25 protein-coding genes and 1 pseudogene are annotated in these 20,074 nt (G+C 67.5%); 17 read left to right on the plus strand and 9 right to left on the minus strand.

The genetic code is table 11. The features are described from left to right. Positions 1-4 precede the first annotated feature (4 nt). On the minus strand, positions 5-721 hold the full coding sequence (locus tag AB1046_RS23600) for a lysostaphin resistance A-like protein (RefSeq protein WP_369371709.1): 717 nt from the start codon (positions 719-721) through the stop codon (positions 5-7). A 159-nt stretch (positions 722-880) separates the two neighbouring features. Here AB1046_RS23600 and AB1046_RS23605 point away from each other — a divergent pair, with 159 nt between their 5' ends. Both AB1046_RS23605 and AB1046_RS23610 read left to right on the plus strand, forming a co-directional pair. Further along, complete coding sequence (locus AB1046_RS23605) at positions 881-1,081, plus strand: hypothetical protein (RefSeq protein WP_369371710.1); 201 nt, start codon at positions 881-883, stop codon at positions 1,079-1,081. A gap of 204 nt (positions 1,082-1,285) precedes the next feature. Then, entirely contained in the window at positions 1,286-2,269 is a 984-nt protein-coding gene (locus tag AB1046_RS23610; protein WP_369371711.1) for an ABC transporter substrate-binding protein, read from the plus strand. Between the two features lie 34 nt (positions 2,270-2,303). Here AB1046_RS23610 and AB1046_RS23615 read toward each other — a convergent pair whose 3' ends face one another. The 4 genes and pseudogenes from AB1046_RS23615 to AB1046_RS23630 all read right to left on the minus strand — a co-directional run bounded on the left by AB1046_RS23615 (position 2,304) and on the right by AB1046_RS23630 (position 4,867). Next, a complete protein-coding gene (locus AB1046_RS23615) occupies positions 2,304-2,753 on the minus strand; it encodes a hypothetical protein (RefSeq protein ID WP_369371712.1) in 450 nt (149 codons plus the stop codon). 75 nt (positions 2,754-2,828) lie between these two features. After that, positions 2,829-3,484, minus strand: a pseudogene (locus AB1046_RS23620) (response regulator). Next, positions 3,481-4,620 carry a sensor histidine kinase gene (locus AB1046_RS23625; RefSeq protein WP_369371713.1) on the minus strand — a complete coding sequence of 380 codons (1,140 nt, stop codon included), beginning with the start codon at positions 4,618-4,620 and terminating at the stop codon, positions 3,481-3,483. The pseudogene AB1046_RS23620 and the gene AB1046_RS23625 overlap by 4 nt, the downstream one beginning before the upstream one ends. 58 nt (positions 4,621-4,678) lie before the next feature. Beyond that, the gene (locus tag AB1046_RS23630; RefSeq protein ID WP_369371714.1) at positions 4,679-4,867 is read right to left on the minus strand and encodes a hypothetical protein; all 189 of its coding nucleotides are present in this window, start codon (positions 4,865-4,867) and stop codon (positions 4,679-4,681) included. On the opposite strand from AB1046_RS23630, the gene AB1046_RS23635 reads away from it, so the two are divergent. Continuing rightward, positions 4,866-5,270 carry a DUF6326 family protein gene (locus AB1046_RS23635; RefSeq protein WP_369371715.1) on the plus strand — a complete coding sequence of 135 codons (405 nt, stop codon included), beginning with the start codon at positions 4,866-4,868 and terminating at the stop codon, positions 5,268-5,270. The two genes, AB1046_RS23630 and AB1046_RS23635, sit on opposite strands and share 2 nt — an antisense overlap. 3 nt (positions 5,271-5,273) lie before the next feature. Here the strand turns inward: AB1046_RS23635 and AB1046_RS23640 are convergent, their stop codons facing one another. After that, positions 5,274-6,479: a helix-turn-helix domain-containing protein gene (locus AB1046_RS23640; protein WP_369371716.1), complete on the minus strand. Its 1,206-nt coding sequence runs from the start codon at positions 6,477-6,479 to the stop codon at positions 5,274-5,276. Between the two features lie 387 nt (positions 6,480-6,866). On the opposite strand from AB1046_RS23640, the gene AB1046_RS23645 reads away from it, so the two are divergent. The 9 genes from AB1046_RS23645 to AB1046_RS23685 all read left to right on the plus strand — a co-directional run bounded on the left by AB1046_RS23645 (position 6,867) and on the right by AB1046_RS23685 (position 12,653). After that, entirely contained in the window at positions 6,867-7,691 is an 825-nt protein-coding gene (locus AB1046_RS23645; protein WP_369371717.1) for an HAD family hydrolase, read from the plus strand. Positions 7,692-7,737: 46 nt separating this feature from the next. Next, positions 7,738-8,268, plus strand: a complete 531-nt coding sequence (locus tag AB1046_RS23650) for a class IV adenylate cyclase (protein ID WP_369371718.1) — start codon at positions 7,738-7,740, stop codon at positions 8,266-8,268. A 55-nt stretch (positions 8,269-8,323) separates the two neighbouring features. Next, a complete protein-coding gene (locus AB1046_RS23655; RefSeq protein ID WP_369371719.1) occupies positions 8,324-8,692 on the plus strand; it encodes an HIT domain-containing protein in 369 nt (122 codons plus the stop codon). Between the two features lies 1 nt (position 8,693). Beyond that, positions 8,694-9,803, plus strand: a complete 1,110-nt coding sequence (locus AB1046_RS23660; RefSeq protein ID WP_369371720.1) for a protein kinase family protein — start codon at positions 8,694-8,696, stop codon at positions 9,801-9,803. 9 nt (positions 9,804-9,812) lie between these two features. After that, positions 9,813-10,217 carry a GNAT family N-acetyltransferase gene (locus tag AB1046_RS23665; RefSeq protein WP_369371721.1) on the plus strand — a complete coding sequence of 135 codons (405 nt, stop codon included), beginning with the start codon at positions 9,813-9,815 and terminating at the stop codon, positions 10,215-10,217. A gap of 216 nt (positions 10,218-10,433) precedes the next feature. Further along, positions 10,434-11,060, plus strand: coding sequence for a carbon-nitrogen hydrolase family protein (locus tag AB1046_RS23670; protein WP_369375837.1), 627 nt, complete (start codon positions 10,434-10,436; stop codon positions 11,058-11,060). Positions 11,061-11,084: 24 nt separating this feature from the next. Next, entirely contained in the window at positions 11,085-11,483 is a 399-nt protein-coding gene (locus tag AB1046_RS23675; protein WP_369371722.1) for a DUF6331 family protein, read from the plus strand. Beyond that, positions 11,473-11,874 (plus strand): hypothetical protein, encoded by a 402-nt coding sequence (locus tag AB1046_RS23680; protein ID WP_369371723.1) that lies wholly within the window; start codon positions 11,473-11,475, stop codon positions 11,872-11,874. The genes AB1046_RS23675 and AB1046_RS23680 overlap by 11 nt, the downstream gene beginning before the upstream one ends. Continuing rightward, positions 11,871-12,653, plus strand: coding sequence for a hypothetical protein (locus AB1046_RS23685; RefSeq protein WP_369371724.1), 783 nt, complete (start codon positions 11,871-11,873; stop codon positions 12,651-12,653). Before AB1046_RS23680 ends, AB1046_RS23685 begins: the two co-directional genes overlap by 4 nt. 10 nt (positions 12,654-12,663) lie before the next feature. Here the strand turns inward: AB1046_RS23685 and AB1046_RS23690 are convergent, their stop codons facing one another. Beyond that, positions 12,664-12,999: a hypothetical protein gene (locus tag AB1046_RS23690; RefSeq protein WP_369371725.1), complete on the minus strand. Its 336-nt coding sequence runs from the start codon at positions 12,997-12,999 to the stop codon at positions 12,664-12,666. Positions 13,000-13,216: 217 nt separating this feature from the next. Between AB1046_RS23690 and AB1046_RS23695 the strand changes: the two genes are divergently transcribed. Beyond that, on the plus strand, positions 13,217-13,720 hold the full coding sequence (locus AB1046_RS23695; RefSeq protein ID WP_369371726.1) for a hypothetical protein: 504 nt from the start codon (positions 13,217-13,219) through the stop codon (positions 13,718-13,720). On the opposite strand, the gene AB1046_RS23700 is transcribed toward AB1046_RS23695, so the two are convergent. Continuing rightward, positions 13,717-14,937, minus strand: coding sequence for an MFS transporter (locus AB1046_RS23700; RefSeq protein ID WP_369371727.1), 1,221 nt, complete (start codon positions 14,935-14,937; stop codon positions 13,717-13,719). The genes AB1046_RS23695 and AB1046_RS23700 overlap by 4 nt on opposite strands. 65 nt (positions 14,938-15,002) lie before the next feature. On the opposite strand from AB1046_RS23700, the gene AB1046_RS23705 reads away from it, so the two are divergent. After that, entirely contained in the window at positions 15,003-16,034 is a 1,032-nt protein-coding gene (locus AB1046_RS23705; RefSeq protein ID WP_369371728.1) for an ArsR family transcriptional regulator, read from the plus strand. Between the two features lie 45 nt (positions 16,035-16,079). Then, positions 16,080-17,015 (plus strand): phosphotransferase, encoded by a 936-nt coding sequence (locus tag AB1046_RS23710; RefSeq protein ID WP_369371729.1) that lies wholly within the window; start codon positions 16,080-16,082, stop codon positions 17,013-17,015. Between the two features lie 11 nt (positions 17,016-17,026). Here the strand turns inward: AB1046_RS23710 and AB1046_RS23715 are convergent, their stop codons facing one another. Beyond that, a complete protein-coding gene (locus AB1046_RS23715; RefSeq protein WP_369375839.1) occupies positions 17,027-18,088 on the minus strand; it encodes an erythromycin esterase family protein in 1,062 nt (353 codons plus the stop codon). Between the two features lie 462 nt (positions 18,089-18,550). Here AB1046_RS23715 and AB1046_RS23720 point away from each other — a divergent pair, with 462 nt between their 5' ends. Continuing rightward, on the plus strand, positions 18,551-19,123 hold the full coding sequence (locus tag AB1046_RS23720; RefSeq protein ID WP_369371730.1) for a hypothetical protein: 573 nt from the start codon (positions 18,551-18,553) through the stop codon (positions 19,121-19,123). A 424-nt stretch (positions 19,124-19,547) separates the two neighbouring features. Further along, the gene (locus AB1046_RS23725; protein ID WP_369371731.1) at positions 19,548-19,991 is read left to right on the plus strand and encodes a hypothetical protein; all 444 of its coding nucleotides are present in this window, start codon (positions 19,548-19,550) and stop codon (positions 19,989-19,991) included. The last annotated feature ends 83 nt before the right edge of the window (positions 19,992-20,074 follow it).

Here is a 20,074-nt window from a genome sequence, read left to right on the forward strand (position 1 = left end):
CCGCTCAGGCGGTCAGCCCGAGCAGCACCGGGAGGAGGGTGCCGAGGCCGTTGTTGACGCCGTGCACGATCACGCCGGGCCACACGGAGCGGGTGCGAACGAACAGCAACGCACTGATCAGGCCGACGACGACCGCGGGCGCCAGCGCGAGGTTGATCCCGTGCGCGAGCGCGAACACCAAGGTGCTCACCACGACGCTGATCCACACGCCGTAGCGGCCCAGCGCGTTGGTGAGCACGCCGCGGAACGCGAACTCCTCGCCGATGGGGGTGAGCACCGCGATGAACAGGAGCTGGAGCGTCAGCGCGAGCGCGCCGCCCGCGGCGGCGGACCGGTAGTCGCCCTGGGGATCCCCGGCGAGGCCGCCGGTGATCGCGACGACAACGAGGACCACGAGCCGCGTCACCAGCAGCGCGACCAGCCCGAGCCCCACGCTGATCAGCACCCACCTACCGCTGATGCGCCGGACGCCGAACGCAGACCAGCTGCGCAGCCGCAGGGCGTAGGCCCCGAAGAACGCGGCGAGCCCCATGACTCCGGAGAGCGCGGCGAGCGCGAGCCCGCGAGCGATCGCGGAGTCCTCGGTGGCCTGCAGGATCGGCCCCGGGGCGACCAGGAACACGACCACGTACACGGCCGCGGCCACGCCGATCTCGGGCCAGCCGGGACGGTGGGTCGCGCCCACGCGGGACGGGGCAGCGGGTAGGGGGCTGGTGGTCATCGAGCTGTCTCCTCGGGTGTTGCTGTGTGATCGGGACAGTAGCCCGCAAGGTGCGGCCGCGCGCGTGGTCGATCGGTTGCCCTGGATCAGGGCAGGTCACGGGCGTATCCGGGGCGCCTGGCGGGTGTACGGTCCAGATGACAGCCATCGGAGGCAGCCATGAAGCTAGGTCTGATCTTGGTCGGCGCCGTCCTCGCCCTCATGGGCAGCGTGTTCACGCTGCAGGGGCTCGGGTACCTCGCCGGCAGCACGATGACGGGCGTGACGATGTGGGCGATCATCGGGCCGATCCTGGCCGTCGTCGGGATCGTGCTGATCGTCTGGGGCGCACGAAGGGGCAGGCCCGGCACTCCCGGCTGAACGCTGCCTGGACTGAGGCTGGTTCAGCAGGTGGCGTGGCATATTGGGTCCGGATCGTGACCGTCACGGAGTTGACCGGAAGCGGACCTCCTGGCACCTTCCTTCCTGAGCACAACCCCCCGGGCGTTGCAGGCGTCCGGCGTCGAGTGTGCCGCCTGGGGGCAGGTCGGACCCCACGCAAGCACACGTTCAAAGGAGCGCCCAGTGCGACGCAAGTTTCCTCTCGTGATGGCAGCCGCGGCTGCGGTCGTGACCCTGGCTGCGTGCAGCCCCACCTCGGCCGCGTCCGGGGACGCATCCGACGGGCCGCTGACCCCCGTCACGGTCGGTGTCATCCCGATCGTGGACGTCGCCCCGGTCTACCTGGGCGTCCAGGAGGGCATCTTCGAGGACCACGGGCTGGACGTCACCCTTGCGCTCGCGCAGGGCGGAGCAGACATCGTGCCGGCCGTCGTCAGTGGCGAGTACCAGTTCGGCTTCAGCAACGTGACCTCGCTCCTGGCGGCGTCCGTCGGGGGCCAGCCGCTCAAGGTCGTGACCCCGGGGGCCTTCTCCACGGGTCAGCCTGGCGATGACTTCGGCGCCGTGGTCGCACGCGCCGACTCGGAGATCGCGAGTGCGGTGGACCTGCCCGGCCATACGGTGGCGGTCAACTCCCTCAACAACATCGGCGACACGACGATCCGCTACGTGGTGGACAACGCCGGTGGCGACCCGGCAGCAATCGAGTTCGTCGAGATGCCGTTCCCCGACATGCCGGCTGCCGTGGCCGGGGGTCAGGTCGACGCCGCATGGGTGGTGGAACCGCACCTGACCCGGGCGGTGCAGGAGGGCGCCAAGATCGTCAGCTCCAACTTCGTCGACACCAACGCCGACCTCCTCGTCGCGGCCTACTTCACGTCCGACGACGAGATCGCGCAGGACCCGGACACCGTCGAGGCTTTCACGGCGGCCATGGAGGAGTCCCTGACGTTCGCCCAGGAGCACCCGGCCGAGACCCGTGCCGTTCTCGACACGTACACCGAGATCGACCCGGTCGTGAAGGAGGTCATGACGATGCCCCGCTTCGCATCGGAGCTCGACGCGTCGTCGCTCCAGCTGCTGGCCGACCTCGGCCTGCAGTACGGCATGTTCGACGAGGCCGTCGACTCGAGCCGGCTCCTGCCTTCGCCCACGCCGGCGGGGTAGCGCGACGTCGTCAGGCCGCCCCGTGGGGCGGTTTTCAGTCCATCGACAGCTCTGCCCAGATGACGCGGGTTGATGCCCGACCGGTCAGGACGAACCCGGCGAGAATCTCGCGCGCTTGAGCAGGTGTCATCGTCATCGTCTCCGGCTCGACGGCGTAGGTGCCACCGGGACGCTCGAAGCGCAGCTTCTCGTCGTCGCCGACCGGTAGGCCGCCGATGGCGTAGTGCCCCACGCCATCGATATGGACGAGGACCCGGGAGCGGGTGGGGTGCCCCATCAGGACCTGCATCATCATGGGGCGATCCATCGGAAGCTCGACGTCCCAGAGATCGACCTCGAACAACCCGCCGAAGATCTCTGCATCGGCCACTGCGAGGTCGTAGGCGCGCCGAAAACCTTCGGCGCCCTTGAACTCCAGTCGGATCGCACCGTTCCCGGGCGTTCCCCAGGACATGATGTATGAGCGAGAGATGGCTGTGCCCACTTTCTTGATGGGGCTTCATCAGGTTGCTGCTCATAGGGAGGCGACGACGGTCGGAATCTGACGGTTTGCGGCCTGCTAATCGGCTCGCACGCGTTTGGTGTCGTACGCCCACACCGCGATCTCGACGCGGTTGCGAGCGCCGAGCTTGGTCAGCAACGACGCGACGTGGGTCTTGACCGTGCTCAGGCCGACAAAGAGCTCGGTGGCGATCTCGGCGTTGGTCCGGCCCCGTGCGACCAGCACGAGCACCTCCTCCTCGCGCCCGGTGAGGGGAGCGGTGGGCTGGACCGGTACCACCGGCGTCCGGTCGGCGAAGGTCGCCAGCAGCCGGCGGGTGACGTTGGGGGCGATCAGCGCGTCCCCGTTGGCCGCTGCGTGGATGGCCTGCACGAGGAGCTGTGGCCCGGCGTCCTTGAGCAGGAAGCCGCGGCGCCGGCGCGCAGGGCGCCGAGGACGTACTCGTCGAGGTCGAAGGTGGTGATCACGACGACCGCCATCGGGTCCGCCACGTCCGGCCCGGCCAGGCGTCGCGTCACCTCGACGCCGTCGAGCCCGGGCATCCGGATGTCGACGAGGAGGACATCGGGACGCAGCCGGGTCGCCAGGTCGAGCGCTGCGAGCCCGTCTGCTGCCTCGCCCACGACCTCGAGGTCGGGTTGCGCGCCGAGGATCATCGCCAGCCCGGTCCGGACCAGGTCCTGGTCGTCGGCTACGACAACACGGATGCTCATGCCGACGCTTCCACCGGCAGCACGGCCTCGACCACCCAGCCACCCTCGGGCCCCGGGCCCGCGGAGAGCGATCCTCCGAGGAGCTGGGCGCGTTCGGACATGCCCAACAGGCCAAACCCAGGCTCTGGGGCCGGCCCCGGCTCGGTCTGTCCGTCGTCGCTGACCCGCAGTCTGACGGCCTTGCCCTCCCGGCATACGTCGATCCCCACGCGGGTCGCGTTCCGGGCGTGCCGTAGGGCGTTGGTCAGAGCCTCCTGCGCAAGCCGGTAGAGCGCGGCGTCCACGGGTCCTGACAGCTGGGTCAACGAACCTGCCAGCGAGACCTCGACGGTGGGCGTCGCGTCAGCGCGCGCCAGAGCAGGCAGGTCCGCGACACCCGGCTGCGGTGAGTAGGCGACGGCTTCGTCCTCACGCAGCACCCGCACCATGGATCTCATCTCCGCGAGGGTCCGCGACGCTTCGGACTCGATCGCGGCCAGGACCTGGGCAGCCTTCTCCGGCTGGCTGCCGGCGACCACACCACCGGCCTGCGCCTGCACCGCGATGGCGGAGACGTGGTGGGCCACGGTGTCGTGCAGCTCGCGCGCCAGCGCCACCCGCTCCTGGTTGCGGATCTCGCGCTGTTGGCGATGCCAGAGGTCCGCGCGGTAGCGGAACACCGCCGCGAGGGCGACGAGCAGCAGCAGGAGGACGCTCCCGCCGAAGACGTCGGTCCAGCCCGCTGAGGTGGCGTACATGCCCAGAGCGACGACGACCGTCACGAACGCTGTCCCCAGGACCATCTCCCGGCCCGAGCCCCACCGCACCAGGGAGTAGAGCAGGATCAGGTCGGCCATCATGGAGTAGAGGCCGAGGTCCCCGGTGTGGGCAGTCAGCTGGAGAACCGAGAGCAGCCCGGCGACGCCCCACCCGGCCAGGGCGGCGATCAGCGGGCGGCCCCGCCGCCAGAGCAGGGCAGGCACCACCGCAAGGGCGAGCACCGTCACAAGGGGTCGCCAGGCCAAGTCCGGCCGAACGATGCCCTCGACCAAGGCGGCGGCGGCAAACACACCCACCAGCAGCCAGTCGAGACGACCGATGGTTGGGACGTCGGCAGGCCGCGGCTCATGCCAGAGGGAACGCCGGACAGTGGCCACGGCTCCAGCCTAGAGATCGGCGCGCCTCGGCGTATCCGCCGAAAGAACGAGCGAGAGGTCATGCCATCGGCCAGGCAACTGCGGCCTCCGGGCGGATCTGCCCGCCGCCGGGCTCGGCGATCGTGGACGCACCGATCCTCACCACAACAACGGAGCCCACGATGAGAACAAGACAATCCATCACCACACTGGAAGACCAGCCGATCCCGGTGAGACTCAAGCTCGCCGCAGCGTGGACAAGCTTCATGTTCCTGTACGCCTACGTGGACATTCTCGGCTTCTTCACGCCCGGCATCGTCGAAGACATCCTCGACGGCAAGGTCTTCGAGTTCGCCCTCTCCCAGACCTTTTCGACGTCGGCGCTGACCCTCATGGCCATCCCGATCTTCATGGTCGTGCTGTCAACGATGCTGCCCGCCCGGGCGAACCGCGTCACGAACATCGTCGTGGCCGCGGTGTACGTACCCGTCACGGTATTCAACGTGGCCGGCGGGTTCTGGCTGTATTTCTATGGCCTTGGGGTCGTGCTGGAACTGGTCGTTCTTGCGCTCATCGTGCGGTGGGCCTGGACTTGGCCCCGTACTGCGGCGTCGGCGACCGTGGCGACCGGGACGGACCGGGGAGCCGTTCGGGCCCGACAGGAAGCGTGACCTTCAGCGCCGTTGGCGCAGCGTGGTCTGAAGCGCGTGCCGCAGATCCGCTCCGATGCCGCGGGCTCCGGTCCTGTCGAGGATGGACGAGGCCTTGAACAGCTGCCTCGCTGTCCTGGCCGATCCGGTGTCTCCGACGATCCTGATCGACTCCAGCGCAATGTCGAGGGCATCGTCCGGTGCCCCGGTGCGTGCATGGGCTATGGCGAACCTGGCCAGTCCCATACCGAGGTCTCGGCGAAAGTCAGGTTCCCACGCGACCAGGCTCGACTGGAGCACGTCGAGGGCCATGTCCGGCTTTCCTAGTTCTGCCCAGGCGTGCGCTGCTTCCATCTCGATGTAGTTCGGTGTGCAATACCGGGCGATGTCCCTATCGTCGGCAGGTTCGGCGGCCATCTCGAATGCGCGATCCAGTGCCCGCGTGCATGCGTCGTGGTCGCCGAACATCGCATAGGCATGGGCCTCTTGCCGCGCGGCCAGTGCGCGCATCCGTGGGGTGAGTTCACCAGGCACTTCTGCGGCGGCTTGAGCAAGTGTTAGGACAAGGTCTGGTAGTCCGGCGTCGAGCGCGATGTGACTCTTGCGCATCAGGATGTAGGAGACCATCGCAGCGTTCCGCGCTTCACGTGCCATGTCGAGCGCCCGGTCCGACCAGGCCATCGCGGCACGCAGGTCCCCACCGTCCTGGTTGAGCCAGCCGGTGAACTCGGCGAATCTGGCCCCGACATACAGCAGCCGGAAGCGTTCGGCTCCTACCGCGGTCGGCAGAAGCGACTCGATGAACGACATCTGCGCGCCCGCCAGCGGAAGCATCGACCCCGGCCCGTACATGTTGTCGGCTGTCGAGTACTGCCGCAGCGTCGTCAGCAGCGCTTTTGTCATGCTGCTGTCAGTCGCGGCGGTGGAACTCGGCCTGGGGATACCGCCCGGGAGCGTTGCCCGTCGAGCACGCCGTGCAGGGCGCCTTGTTTGCTCGGCGTCGAACCACAACAGGCTCGGTGGGATCTGCAAGGTGGCCGCATAGGCCCGCAGGCGGTCCAGGTCGCGCACCTTGTTGCGACCCGACTCGATCCGACTCAGCTGACCTTGGGTGATGCCGAGCCAGCCCGCCACCAGCGATTGTGCGAGCGGCCGGCGGCCGTGTATCGGGTGGCGCCGGTAGGCGGAGACGACCGTCCCCATGTTCTGGCTCGCCAGGGCATCACGCATCAGGTCGGAATCCCAGAAGGAGCGCTCCAGCCGCGGGGCGTCGCGTGCTCCAGTTGCTCCTGGACGCGTGCAGGCGGAGCACAGGTGTGACGGGTTATCCGCTGCAATGCGCGTTGCGCACCCGGCGCAATAGCGCGCCTGCGTTGCTGAGACCGGCAACGTGCTCACCCCCTCCGTGACCGCTGCTGCCTGGGGCGGTCTTCAGCCTACGCACCCCTGGCTGGCCGATGCGGGACGCGCATAGGAATCATGCGCAACCCATGGGGCTCGGTCCACGTCTTGCTTCATAGCGTTTGAGCTGTCCACGACGGACGAACGCTCCCGACCGCACACCGCCGTCGACCCCCTGCGTCACAGCCAGCGTGACCCCCAAGACTGGAAGCGACCATGACTATGGCCCCTCACGACACCTCGCGGAACCGGACGACCTTGGCCGCGCTCGACATCGACGGCACGCTGGCGCCCTCGGGCACCATGCAGGTCGCGCTCGTAGTTCGTCTTGCCGTCGCCCGCCTACTCGACGCCGGGCACCATGTGGTGCTCGCCTCGGGACGGTCTCTGGTTGGGGTCTTGCCGATCGCACGAGAACTCGGCCTGACCGCCGGGTGGGTTGTTGCCTCCAACGGTGCGATTACAGCCCGCCTTGATTCGCGGGTGCCTCGCGGTTACGAGCTGGAGGACGTGCAGAACTTCGACCCAAGTCAGGCCGTGCGTCTCGCGTGGGCCACACTTCCTGGCCTACAGATCGGTGCTGAGAGAGTTGGGTGGGGGTATGACGTCACCCACCTGTTCCCGCCGGGTCGGCTGAACGGTGCGCAGCAGGTCGTCTCGCACCATTACCTGGAGGAACGATCCACGACACGGCTGGTCCTTCGCGGACCGGGCGCTGATCGTCTCGTAGGTCCCGTGCGCGCCGCCGGTCTGACAGCCGTCCTGATCGAACCGGGCTGGGTGGACGTCACAGCGCCTGGTCTGAGCAAGGCGACCGCCCTGGAGAAGGTGCGTGCCAACCTCGGCGTGGACCCTGCCTGGACAGTCGCGATCGGCGACGGGGAGAACGACCTGGAGATGCTGCGGTGGGCGGCTCATGGCGTCGCGATGGGACACGCTCCGGCCGTGGTGCGCGAGGCAGCGGACGCGGTCACAGGCACCCTCGACGAGCATGGAGCGGCTGCCGCACTGGACGCGCTCCACGCGGGGGTGATGCCCTGACACGCCCTCTGCTGCAGAACGGCTCCCGGCTACCGGAGGGACCACCGTGCCGATCGAGCATGAAGGCAAGATCCTGGACATCGATCCTGCCGCCGTCGAGCAGACGATCCTCGACAAGGGCGGACGCAAGGTCGGCGAGAAGTTCATGCGCCGCTATGTCTACGACATCGTGCCTGGCGACATGTCGAAGTGGATCCGGCTGCGGGACACCGGGCAGGAGATCACGCTCACGGTCAAAGAGATCCGGAGCGATGCGATCGACGGCACCCACGAGACCGAGGTTGTAGTCAACGACTTCGACGAGACCAACGCGCTGCTTGGGATGCTGGGCTTTACCGCGAAGTCGTACCAGGAGAACAAGCGCGTCAGCTTCCTGCTCGATGGCGCCGAGGTCGAGATCGACACCCGGCCACAGATCCCCACTTACCTGGAAATCGAAGCCGCATCAGCCGAAGACGTCATCCGCGTCGCGGGCCTCTTGGGGTACAGCGAGAGCGATCTGACCGGTGAGAACACGATCAAGGTCTACGCCCGCTACGGCATCGACCTCACCTCGATCCCAGAGCTCCGCTTCTGACCGAGAGTCCGGACGAGGCATCGGGCCTCAAATGCGTCGACGTATGGTCAGGCGGGTGACCAGCACACGCGTGGGTGATCAGTACCGGGGCGAAGAATTCTACTGCGACGTGGCCATCCCTAACGCCGCAGACCTCCAGATCGAGCACGACGACGAGTGGGTCCTGGCTTTCCACCACACCAAACCGTTCTGGAACAACCACATCGTCGTCGTCCCAAAGAAGCACATCGGTTCGTTGACGACAGCCACGGCTGAGGACGAGGAATGGTTGCGGCGGCTCTTCGTCGTCGTCCAGACCCTTGCCCGGAAGCTTGAGCAGCGTGACGGCGCCGCGTCGGTGACCACGAACCTCGGGCAGTACCAGGACTCGAAGCATCTCCACGTCCACATCCATAACGGCGGGGGCAGAGTTGACGAGCGCTGACATGTCCCGCGGTGCTCGTCTAGCCGCCCACGGTGCGGTTTCCACATCGCTGTCGCTGTGCAGTGATCGCAAGCTCCAGGAACTCGTGGATGCCGGCACACCGATCGGCTCCGGTATTGGCGGTAAGACGGTTCTGCTGGAGGTCGAAGGAACCCCGGTCTTCGTCAATCAGGTGCGCCTCACTGATCTTGAGCTAGAGCCGGAGAATGTTCGCTCCACCGCGAACCTGTTCGGACTGCCGTTCTTCTGCCATTACGGCGTCGGCACCATCGGCGGCGCTGGGTTCGGAGCCTGGCGAGAACTTGCCGTGCAGATCATGACGACGAACTGGGTACTCGCGGGAGAATATGAAGGCTTCCCTTTGATGCACCACTGGCGGGTGCTCCCAGACTCTGGTCAGCCCCTTCCCGAGGAACTGGCCGATGTGGAACGAGCCGTCACCTACTGGGGAGGCGGCTCGGAGATACGCCACCGGATCGAGGCTGTGCGGCAGTCCTCGGCGAGCATCATGCTGTTCCTGGAGTACATCCCGCAGAACCTGCACGACTGGCTGGGCGTCCAGATCGATGCGGGGGACAAGGTTGCCGAGCGGGCCTGCACCATGGTGGAGAACGAACTGGAAGCCGGCATCTCGTTCATGAATGCCCGCGGGCTGCTGCACTTCGACGCCCACTTCGAGAACATCCTGACTGACGGCAAGCGGCTCTTCTTCGCCGACTTCGGCCTGGCGATCTCTTCCCGCTTCGAGCTCACACCGGGTGAGGCCGAGTTCTTCGACGAGCACCGTGGCTACGACCAGTGGTACGCCGTCACGCACCTGGTGAACTGGCTGGCCGTCGAGTTGTACGGGTACGAACCGGAACAACGCAAGGAGTTCGTGCGCGCCTGCGCCCGAGGGGTGACTCCTGGCGGAATTCCAGCGGCGCTCGCGGCACTACTGGTCCGTCACGCGCCGGTCGCCGCAGTGATGGGGGAGTTCTATCGCCAGTTCCAGCGAGAGAGCCGGACGGCGCCCTACCCGCTGGAAGCGATCCGCCGGATCGGACAGCAGAACTCCCAAGGTCCACCTCGCGATCAATCACCTGGCGCAGGAGACCGGGGCGCGGCATAAGGTGCCGCGGTGGACATCGCTTTGGCTTTACACGGTCCGGTCGACGACGCCGAGCTCTCGGCCCTGCACGCGCGGGCGTTCGACAGCCCGACCGGGACAGTGACGACCTGGTCCGAGCGCCTCGCGCGCTACAGCCTGACGTGGGTCACGGCGACCGACTCCGCAGGGAGCCTGGTCGGGTTCGTCAACGTGATCGGCGACGGCGGACCACACGCGGTGCTCCTCGACACGATCGTCGAACCTGCACGTCAAGGGCAGGGCATCGGGCGGGCTCTGGTGGTGGCGGCTGCCGACGTCGCTCGTGACGAAGGCTGCGAGTGGCTGCACGTTGACTTCGAACCCGACCGGGCGAGGTTTTACCTCGATGCCTGCGGCTTCCGCACGACCGCCGCCGGCTTGTTGCACCTCAAGTAACGCTCCGGAGCTCCGTCCCGCTTCCTAGACTGGAGTCGTGACGGTGAGAGTGGCGGCAGTCCAGGCGGAGGCTACGCCTGGGGCCATTGAGGTGAACATCCACAAGGCCGCGCGCCTGACAATCGAAGCCGCGAACGCGGGCGCGAGGCTCGTCGTCTCCCCGAGGCATTCGCCACCGGCTACGACAGCAGCGTCTTCGCGGCGCCTCTGCCAACCCTGACCGACTCGGCCTGGCTGGCTCCCTTGCAGAACACGGTCGATGACGCGGGCGTCGTCGTTGTGCTGAACTCCGCGCTCGACCATGGCGAGCGCCGCGCTCTGACCGACCTGATCCTCGCGCCACGCCAACAGCCCTACGCGGCCTATGACAAGCAGCATCTCTACGCCAGTGAACGAGCGGTGTTCGCGAGCGGCTCCCACGGTGCAAGCCTCGCCCTCGACGGCACCGAGATGGCGCTGTCCGTCTGCTACGACGCGAACTTCCCCGAGCACGCCGCCGCAGCCGCCGCCGACGGCGCGATCGCCTACGTGAACAGCGGCGCCTACTTCCCCGGAGGCGGGCACCGGCGAGACCTGCACTACGCTGCACGAGCTCTCGACAACGGCATCTACGTCGTCTTCAGTGGCTTGATCGGCGCGCCCAGCGACTTCATCGGCGGCACGGCCATCTTCGACCCCCTCGGCCAGCGCATCGCCCACGTCCCCAACGGCGAAGGCCTCGCTATCGCCGACATCGACCCCGCAGTCGTCTCCGCCGTCCGCGGCGAGCAACGCATGTGGTCCGACCGCCGCGAATCACTCGGACAACGCACATACCAGTCCATCACCCTGAAACTGCGCTGACCGGAGATGGCCTCAAATAACGACGTGGACGGCGGCGCGCTCGCCCGCGACACTGCACATGTGAACGCTCCCGTCGACGTCTTGGTCGAGATCCAGGACCCTCTGCAACGGTGCTTCGAACAGTTCGAGACCGCGTGCGTCCGCGCCTGCTGCGGAATCGACGCGATCGATGCGGACGTCGCCGGCGTCGCCGAGTGGGCAGGCACCCTCGCGCCCCGGGACCTGGCTGCCGCAACGGCACAGCTCGACGACCTGCTCGTGCTCGTCGCGGACCGCTCGCGCGTGGTGACTTCCAACTTCCTGAACCATGTGACGGTCAATGACGACGCCCGCAGCGAGCTTCTCGACCTGCTCACCACCATCAGGGACGGGTTCACCGCTGCACGTCTTGCACGCGACGAGGCGGGCAGAAGTGAGTCTTGACCTGACGATCCTCGCAACGGCGCCGGACATCTCTGATGACGAGATTCAGGCCCAGGCCCTGCGATGTGCTGCTTGGCTGGACCACCCGGAGGGCGACCTTGACGCGGGCATCGTCGCGTTCTACGAGGCGTTGCGCGAGGTTTACCCCGATAGCGGCCCTAGGTCGCGCAGCCACGAGACCCCCTGGGCCTCGTCACCGTTGGGCGTCGGAATCGACCACGTGACCATCAACCTGAGACATGGCCACGCCGGCGACATCATCGACACGATCCTCGAGTTGGCGGCCCTCCACGGTCTCGTGGTTTTCGATCCTCAGGACGGGACGATCACCCGTCCGTACCAGCCAGACAGCACCAAGAGAGGGCCGGTAGTGGAGGGGACACTCGCATGATCGAGATCGACATCTTGACGGATCTGGCCCAGGTGGGCGCTGACGGGACAGGACGGGGACAGGCGAACCGGTGGCGGCCGCACATCAGACCAGGAGCCCTGCTGGTCGCGGGTCGGCTGGACCGCTGGTCGTGGGTGCGGGTCCTGGACGTCGATCAGCAGTTCGTGACGTTCTCGCTCGTCTCGGAGGAGGTGGCGGCGAGTGAGCCCCGTGTTGGGCCGAACACCGTCCGTGTCGAGTGGCCCTGGCCCCGTATCCCGTGGCTCCGCGTTGAGGGATATTCGCATTCCGCCCTAGATCAAGGCACGTATATGTGGGTGGACCACATCCAGTTCTCCCTCGATCCGGGCCTGGACGATCGTGCGCTGCTCACCGCGCTGATGTCCTCGCGTTTCTATGCCCATGGATACGGTTCGCCGTACGAGTTCGGTGGGGAGGCAGGCTTCGACGCACATCCCGTCCACGGCCCATGGCTAGCGCAGGCACTCACACCCGAGATGCTCGTCCTGGCCACGGCCGATGAAGCGCGCCGCACGATCCACAACTGGATGGACGACGAACTGACCGAGCCGCCCATGTCGACCCGCACCCACGAACGAGTGGAGCACCTCCTGACGCGGACGCTGGACCGTGGCGCGGTCTATCGCCTCCACGGCCCGGATGACGTCGGACAGGAACTGCTGTCCTACAGCGGCGTGAGCACGACAGACTTCCATGAGTTCATCGCGATCGACCGTGAACGTGAGTCCATGCATCTGGTCGTCGCTTCGGACGACTAACTGCACGGCGTCAAGGTCGTGGACGGCCGCGCGGCAGAGAAAGCCACTCAAGCTGTGCAAGCTGCGGCAGGTCCTCGACCGAACCAACCCCGACCAGGACGTTCTGCCGGACATAAAGCGCGATGCGTCCTTCGTGGTCGCAGCTTGGGCACTCGCACAGCCAGGCATCGACGACGACGTCCGACGCTGCCGGGTCGCCGACATCGTTGCGGCCCCAACCTAGGACGTCACCCAGGTGATATCGGTACTGCCACACAGCGCCATACCGGAACTGGACTTCACGTCGTGCGACCGCCTGGCAGGACGGACATGCGATCGTCACGTCGAGCGAGTTGAACAGGCCCATGTCACTCTGCGATCTCGTCGCGCTCGGAGAGGTAAGCACCGAGTGGGTCCAGAGCGAGGGCGTACGCCACTAAGTCCTCCTCGGCAGTCAGGTCACGCCGCTCGACATCCTTGGGTCGGAGCGCACGGGGGAGTCTCCCACAGCCACCTCTCCCGAGCGCTACCCTCAAGCGCGTGGAGACCGAGATCGCCCGGCTGGCGCTGGGGTGCAACTGGGCATGACCGAGACGACCGGCGCCCAGCGCTCCGACCGGTGGTTTCGCATCGGTGCGCCGGATCTCAGGGACTTGCGCGCCTTTCGGGCGTCCGGACGCAGCATCTCGTCGGCAGAACTTCAGCTCTACGTCGAGGCCGATCTCCAACTGCACGACTACCACACGGTGTTATTCGAGGAGCCGCGATTCGAGGTCGCCGAGCTCGCTGTCGCTCTCACCCAGTGGGCGGGCGATGGCACCGAGCCGGACGACGACTTCGACCACGCCCCGTCGTCGTACGAGGAGAAGGGCGTCATCCGCATCGTCCGTACCGAAGGCGGCTGGGCGGCCGGTTCGTGCTTCATCACCGAGACCACCGCGGCGCAGCCATGGCCGGTCGCCAAGGAAGCGATCGACACCTTCGTCGCGGAAGCGCATGAACTCGCGGCCAGGTGCCTGCTCGCGGCAGGGTGGTCGAACCTCGACACGATGGCTGTCCTGCGCCAAGGGTTCGGCCCGCGACCTTAGGACGCTGGCGGCCCCAGCCCTTGTCGGTAAGCCCGCATGAGGATCGGCAGACTGATCAGGAGCGCAATGCCCCGGAGTACTCCCGCGATCGGATACCCGGCCCGATTCGAGATCTCGTAGGCGATCAGCCCACCAGCCAGCGCACCAAGGGGGATGAGCCCCCACCCGAGCAACCGGTAGACGCTGTTGACCCGACCGAGCAGGCCAGGCGGCACCAGTTCCTGCCGGAGCGTCACGGTCACGACGTTCCACGCCGCCGTGACCAGTCCGCTGAGCGCGAGCAGCGCCCCGAGCGTCCACACGTCGGGGCTGAGTCCCAGGAAGACGAACACGACAGCGTTCACGCCCAGCGCTACGACCAGCACGGGGATCTGCCCGAACACGTCGACCAGAGGCGCAGTGAGCAATCCACCGAGCACGCTCCCGACGGCGGCCACCGCGAGCAGCACCCCGTAACCGGCCGCGGTGACGCCGAGCTCCTGAGTGGCCAGCAGCACGAGGGTGACGTTGCCGAGCTGGAAGCAGAAGGTGTTGACGCCGAGCAGCAGCGCCAGCGTGCGGAGCAACCGGTGCCCGACGAGCCAACGCAGGCCCTCCAGAACCGCCGGACCTGCACGCTGGACTGCCCCGCGCGGCGGCGCCGCGCCGCGCAACCTCGTCAGCAGCAACGCAGAGGTGACCAGGGCGGCGGCGTCGAGCCCGAACGGCAGCGCGATCGCCAAACCGAACAGGAGGCTCCCGACCGGAGGTCCGACGAAGCTCTGCCCGACCGTCGTGGCCAGGTACTGCCGAGCGTTGGCCCGGGCGAGCAGCCGGTACTCGACGATCTCCGGCATCACGGACTGGCTCGCGATGCCGAAGACGACCTGGCAGACGCCGACCAGAAAGGCAGCCATCATCAGGGATACGACGTCGACAACCCCGGAGGCGACCAAGGCCGCCAGCGCCATGACCACAACCGCCTGGACCAGCTGGGCAGCTCGCATCAGGCCGATCCGGCTGTACCGGTCGACGACGGCCCCGGCCGGGAGCGCGAACAGCAACCAGGGCACGAAGCTCGCAGCGGCGACTACGGAGATGAGCCGGGGATCTGCGGTGAGGGTGACCGCGAGCAGCGGCAGCGCCGTGACCAGCGCTCCGTTGCCGACGTTGTCGATCGCCCCGGCCCACCACAGCCGCCAGTAGCGGGCGGGCAGCTTGTCCTCCGTCGATGCCATGCCCACAGCCTGCGAGGCGGGCAGATGGCGCACCACGATTGAGCGCTGCGCTACATCATGGGTCCATGGCACTGAGCATCGAGATCGGCACCGCCGATCTCGCGGGCACCCGGTTCGCCGTCTCGCCGCTGGCCGAGACCATCTCCGGCCTGCAGCAGCTTGCCCAGCCCGACCCGTCCCCTCGAGTCAGGGGCTGGGTCCGCTGGGCCCGGGAACGACTCGCGCACCGGCCGCTGCGGCTCGCGGTGACCTGGCCGCTCCTGGTCAGCGACCGCCCTGCCTGGCCCCAGTTCCTCCTGCCGGCCCCAGCCACTACCCGGACCAGCATCGACGACGACCTGGAGGCCATGCGGCAGACCGCGCCACGGGACGTCATCGACAGCCTGCACCGCGTATTCGGGAACGACCTGCCGCCCGCAGCCCGAGACCTGGCCGATGCGCCCACGGAACGGCTCGCCGTCGTCGCAACGGAGCTCCGAGAGGCCCACGACCAGCTGGTTCGTCCCCACTGGCCGCGAATCCAGGCGCTGCTGGAGACCGACATCGCCCACCGCGCCGCGCAGCTCACCTCCGGCGGCGCCGCACGGCTGTTCGCCGACCTGCACCGGGACGTCGTCTGGTCAGACGGCCGCCTCACCGTCCTGACAGACCGGCGGGACGACGCCGTCGCGCGTGGCGGACTCGTCCTGCTCCCCGTGGCGCTGGGGGCCGACCGCGTCATCGTCAAAGGCAACACCACCACCTGGACCACCCTGCGCTACCCCTGCCGGGGGATCGCGGCGCTCGGCGCCGTCGTCGACCAGACGCCCGCGCCCGACGCCACGGTCCGGCTGCTCGGCCGGAGCAAGGCGGGCCTGCTCCGGGCCCTGACCGCACCGGCCACGACCACCGACCTGGCCCGAGAGCTGGGCACTACGCCCAGCGCCGTCGCCCAGCATCTCGCCGTCCTGCGAGCCAACGGGCTCGTCAGCCGCCAACGGCACGGCCGCCGCGTCGTCTACACCACCACCGCGCTCGGTGACGCTCTCCTCGACGCGGCCAGCGTGCGCTCGTCCCCTTCCCCCGGGGATGGATGGACCGGTCAGGTTCGGCCGTAGGGTGCTGTGCATGTGCTGCGCTCCGCCATTACCGGCCACGAGCCGATGAACAGTCCCGAGGTGCTGCCGGCCGAGGTCCTGGACGACGTGGCCAGCGTGGTCGGGGCAGAGGTCACTCTTCTCAGTCGCCTACCCGGAGGCGTCAATGGGGGCGCCGTGCGCGTCCAGCTGGCCGGAGGTGCAGATGCAGTTCTCAAGGCAGTGCCCCGGGCACACCCCAACCACCTGGACGAGACGTTGCGCGCCCAGCGAGTGGTCGAGCACATGTGTAGGCGCGGCTACCCCACCCCGGCCTGGCTCGGGGTGGGGGCGACGGCCACTCATGTATGGCAGCTGATGGACTTCGTCGACGCGGCTCCCGCGCCGGAGCTGACCGCGTCCCTCGTCGATCAGCTGATGGAGATCATCGAGCTCCAGGCTGGCCAGGCCTCGGAGCCCTACGACCACTGGTCGTACGCCTGGCGCGTCGCCATCGGTCAGGAACTGGCTGCCGCCGGGCCGGACTTCAACGAGCCGCCGGAGCAATCGCGTCTCCGCCAGTCCATAGCCAGGCTCTCGGGGTACTCCTCCGAGGTGTCGGCCCTGGTCGAACGTTTGCGGCTCGGGTGTGCCGACGTCCCACCACCACGAGACGCACCTGACATGGTCCATGCCGACCTCGCAACCCCCGGCAACATTCTGGTCCGTGACGGAGTGGTGGTGGCGGTCGTGGACATCGGGAACGCAGGTAGCGGCACGCGGGCGATCGATCTCACCACCCTCGTGTGGTACTCCTTCCGGGACCCGCTGCTGGACGACGTCCGAGGGCGGCTGTGGACAAGAATCCTCGACCTGGTCGGCTGGGAGGGCGCGGCGGTGCTCACAGCGGCCCACATCCTCCACATGCTCGAGATCCCCATCCGGCACGGGCGCGACGACGTCGTTCCGGAGGTGGTCGAGCGCGGCCATCGCGCCCTCGACGAACTGAACGCGCTTCGCTAGGGCACCCCAGGTCACAACGGGTGCGCGGGGGAGACCTCCTGGGTGTGGACGACGACGTCGAACCAGTCCCGCAGCGTGCCGCCATACGCGACCGATTCGCTCCCGTACTCCGGAAGTCCACGCGTGATGAGCGGGGCGTCGAGCCACTCGCGCACCGCCGGCGGAGCCGGCCGGTCCAGATCGAGGACAAACCGCTCCGACCTCACGTCACCGAGCGGCTCCTCGAACCAGCCGGCGCTCGCCGGCGGCAGATCGACCTTCTGCCCCTCGCCGGTGACGTAGGTGCCGCGGTCGAACGTGAAACCGACCGTCACGTAGTCCCGCCCGTACCAGTCCTCAAGGTGGGACCCCGCGCTGGCGAAAGTAGTGTCCGGCTGGCCCGGCTCCGTGATCGTCAGCTGCGGCGCGTCGGCGACGTGCGCAGATGCTCCCCAGTAGACGGTGCGAGCGCCGGTGTGCCGCTGCCACCAGCGCACGTTCTCGGCGGCCCGCGCGTCCCGGTAGCTGGGGATGTCGGCCCACGGCAGGCTGAATCCTTCGTACCAGGAGTGGATCTGGCGGGCATGGTGCATGACGACGTCGCGGCCCGCACCGTGCGGGGCGGCGGCGACCAAGCGCTCCAAGGCGGCCGCGGCGTCGACGTACGGGGCCTTGTCCTTGATCGCCAGGTGGGCCCAGAGGTGCTCGCCGGCGTTGTCGCTGGTCGGCTCCAGCAGCTCGTAGTGGGCCTGCAGCTCGGGGAGCCGGTCGGGCACGTTCGCCGCGATGTAGGCCTCGACTGCGTCGTACGCGGGCTGCCCGGTCGCGAAGTACTCCGCGCCGGCGACCTCGACGTCGTCGGCGTGCGTGTTGTTGTAGTGCCGGAGCCATTCGAGGACGCTCCGCATCTCGGTTGTGCGCCAGATGCTCTCCTGTTTGGCCAGGACGGCATCGAGGTCGTCGCGGGCGCCTAGGACGTAGTCGTTCACGCTGAGCGCGAGGGTCCAGTCCATCTCGAAGGCGATTGCGCGGACGCCTGCGTTTGTAACGAGGTGCCGGAGGTAGCGGGCCTGGAGGGTGGTGACCTCGCTGATCGTGTGGCCTGGTTCGCCTAGGCCAGATGATCTGGGCGCCGCTGGTGGCGCGGGTAATGGTCGCTAGGTCGGGGCCGGGGCGGAGCGGGCTTTCCGGGATGTGGACGGCGTGGTGCTGTGCCCACCTTGTGACCGGTGAGGGGGGCGTCGCCGTTGTGGCCTGCGCTGGGGTCGCTGCCCAGATCAGGGCTAGGGCGAGCACACCGCAGGTGAGGGCGGGGGCGGAGTTGCGGGTCTTCATCGGGGCCTCCTGAAGGATGTTGTGGGCCCAGACTCGTGCGTTTGGTGATCGGGTACGTCCGGCAGGCGGCGACACCTTGGCTACGTCGGGCGACGTAGCGAAGACGTCCTGGTACCGAGGCCAATATGCGACGATTCGCTCACGATGACGGGGGTGGCGCTGTGCGGGGTTCTGCAATCGGACGTAGCCCGGTCGGGCGTGCGCTCGCCATGCTCACGATGATGCTCATCTTCCTGACCGGGTGTTCGTCTACGGCGGATTCGGGCGAGTTTCTCCGGGGCCTTGCCTCTGTGCGGTCGGAGCTCGTGGCCGCGGGGTTCGACGATGCGGGGGTGCGCGCCGGGCGCAGGGAGTACGTCGAACACCCCGAGGAGTCGGTCGACATCGTGACGATCGTGTTGCTGCATGACTCCATGGATGCTGACGTGGCGCGGAAGACGGCCGCCACGGTGGTGTGGAACGAGCTGCCGATGAGGTTCGACATCCTCGCGATCGAGTACCAGGGCGAGGTCCGGAACATCGAGTACGACTGGCTGGCGAACGAGCTCGGACCGCGTCCTGCTGGCCTCGACGACAGGAGCGTCGGAGACCACATGGCTGGCGTGGGGAACGTTCTGATGGTCGTCGGAGCGATCGCCCTCGTGGTTCTCCTGATCGTGGCTGCTCCCATTGTTGTGCTGGTCCGAAGGAACCTCAGGAAGAACGCGCGGCTGATCGAGCCTGAGCACGATCCTCGCCAAGACGACCATTCCGGCGCTGACCAAGGTCCAGGTCCAGACTCGGGCTCGCGGTAGGTGCGGCTCCTGGTCTCGTCCCGGAGGACCTGGGACCAGCCGGCTGCGCTTTCGGCCCTCCCGAATGTACGAAGCCCAGGTCGGAAACGCTCTCTGACCTGACCTGACCTGACCTGACCGTCCGCACTCGGATCGGTCGACGGGTATCGAACATGCGCGATTAGTTTGGAAGCCTTGCCGGATGGCGATCGAATGATGCGAGCCAACTGGCCGAAAACGGCCGCTGACCTGATCTTATTGTAATGCTGGAGTGGGTCCGTGTGGGGTCGGGACTGGCCCTTATTGGCCCTAACTAGGGCCAGATTGGCGGAAGTTAGGGCCAATAAGGGCCAGTCTCGTCAGGCCTGCTTCGCCAAGAACGCCAGTGGGTCGCCCCGACGTAACACTCAGTCCGGCTGGACGGTTCGACGCTAGGTTGGCGGCCGTGAGCGACATGCCAGCGAAGATCGTCCCACCCGTTGATGAGCTCGACTTGTCCGGCGTCCTGGTTCGAACGGACTACACCGACGATGCCCGCTTCCAGGAGGTGCTCGCCGAAGCTCGCCAGCAAGTTGGGCCGAATAGTACGGACAGGGCAAGCCTCCTGGTCGTGGAGGACCCGCGGTTGGCCCGAATCACTCCTGCGAGAATCCCGGAGATGGTCGAGGTGGAGGATTTCGTCTTCGTCGCGGACGCGCGGTCGATGCTCGACAGCACTCTCCTCGTCGTGGATGTCTTCAACGGTTCCGAGACGTACCTAGCTACGTTCAGAATCGTCCCTGAGGCTGTCCTCGCGATTGAGGTGAACCTTGTCTTGGCGAACCTCGACTTCATCGATTTCCTGGAGGTCGTGGACCCCGATGGGGTCTTCCGAGAGTCGTTCGGCTAAGCCGGTAGTGTCACCGCCAGGCCGCCATCCCACTACCGGGGAAGGCGGCCATTCGCATGCTCTGGGAAGTCTGCTCAAGCTCG

Origin of the sequence: Promicromonospora sp. Populi, assembly GCF_041081105.1 — a bacterium.
GTDB lineage: Bacteria > Actinomycetota > Actinomycetes > Actinomycetales > Cellulomonadaceae > Promicromonospora.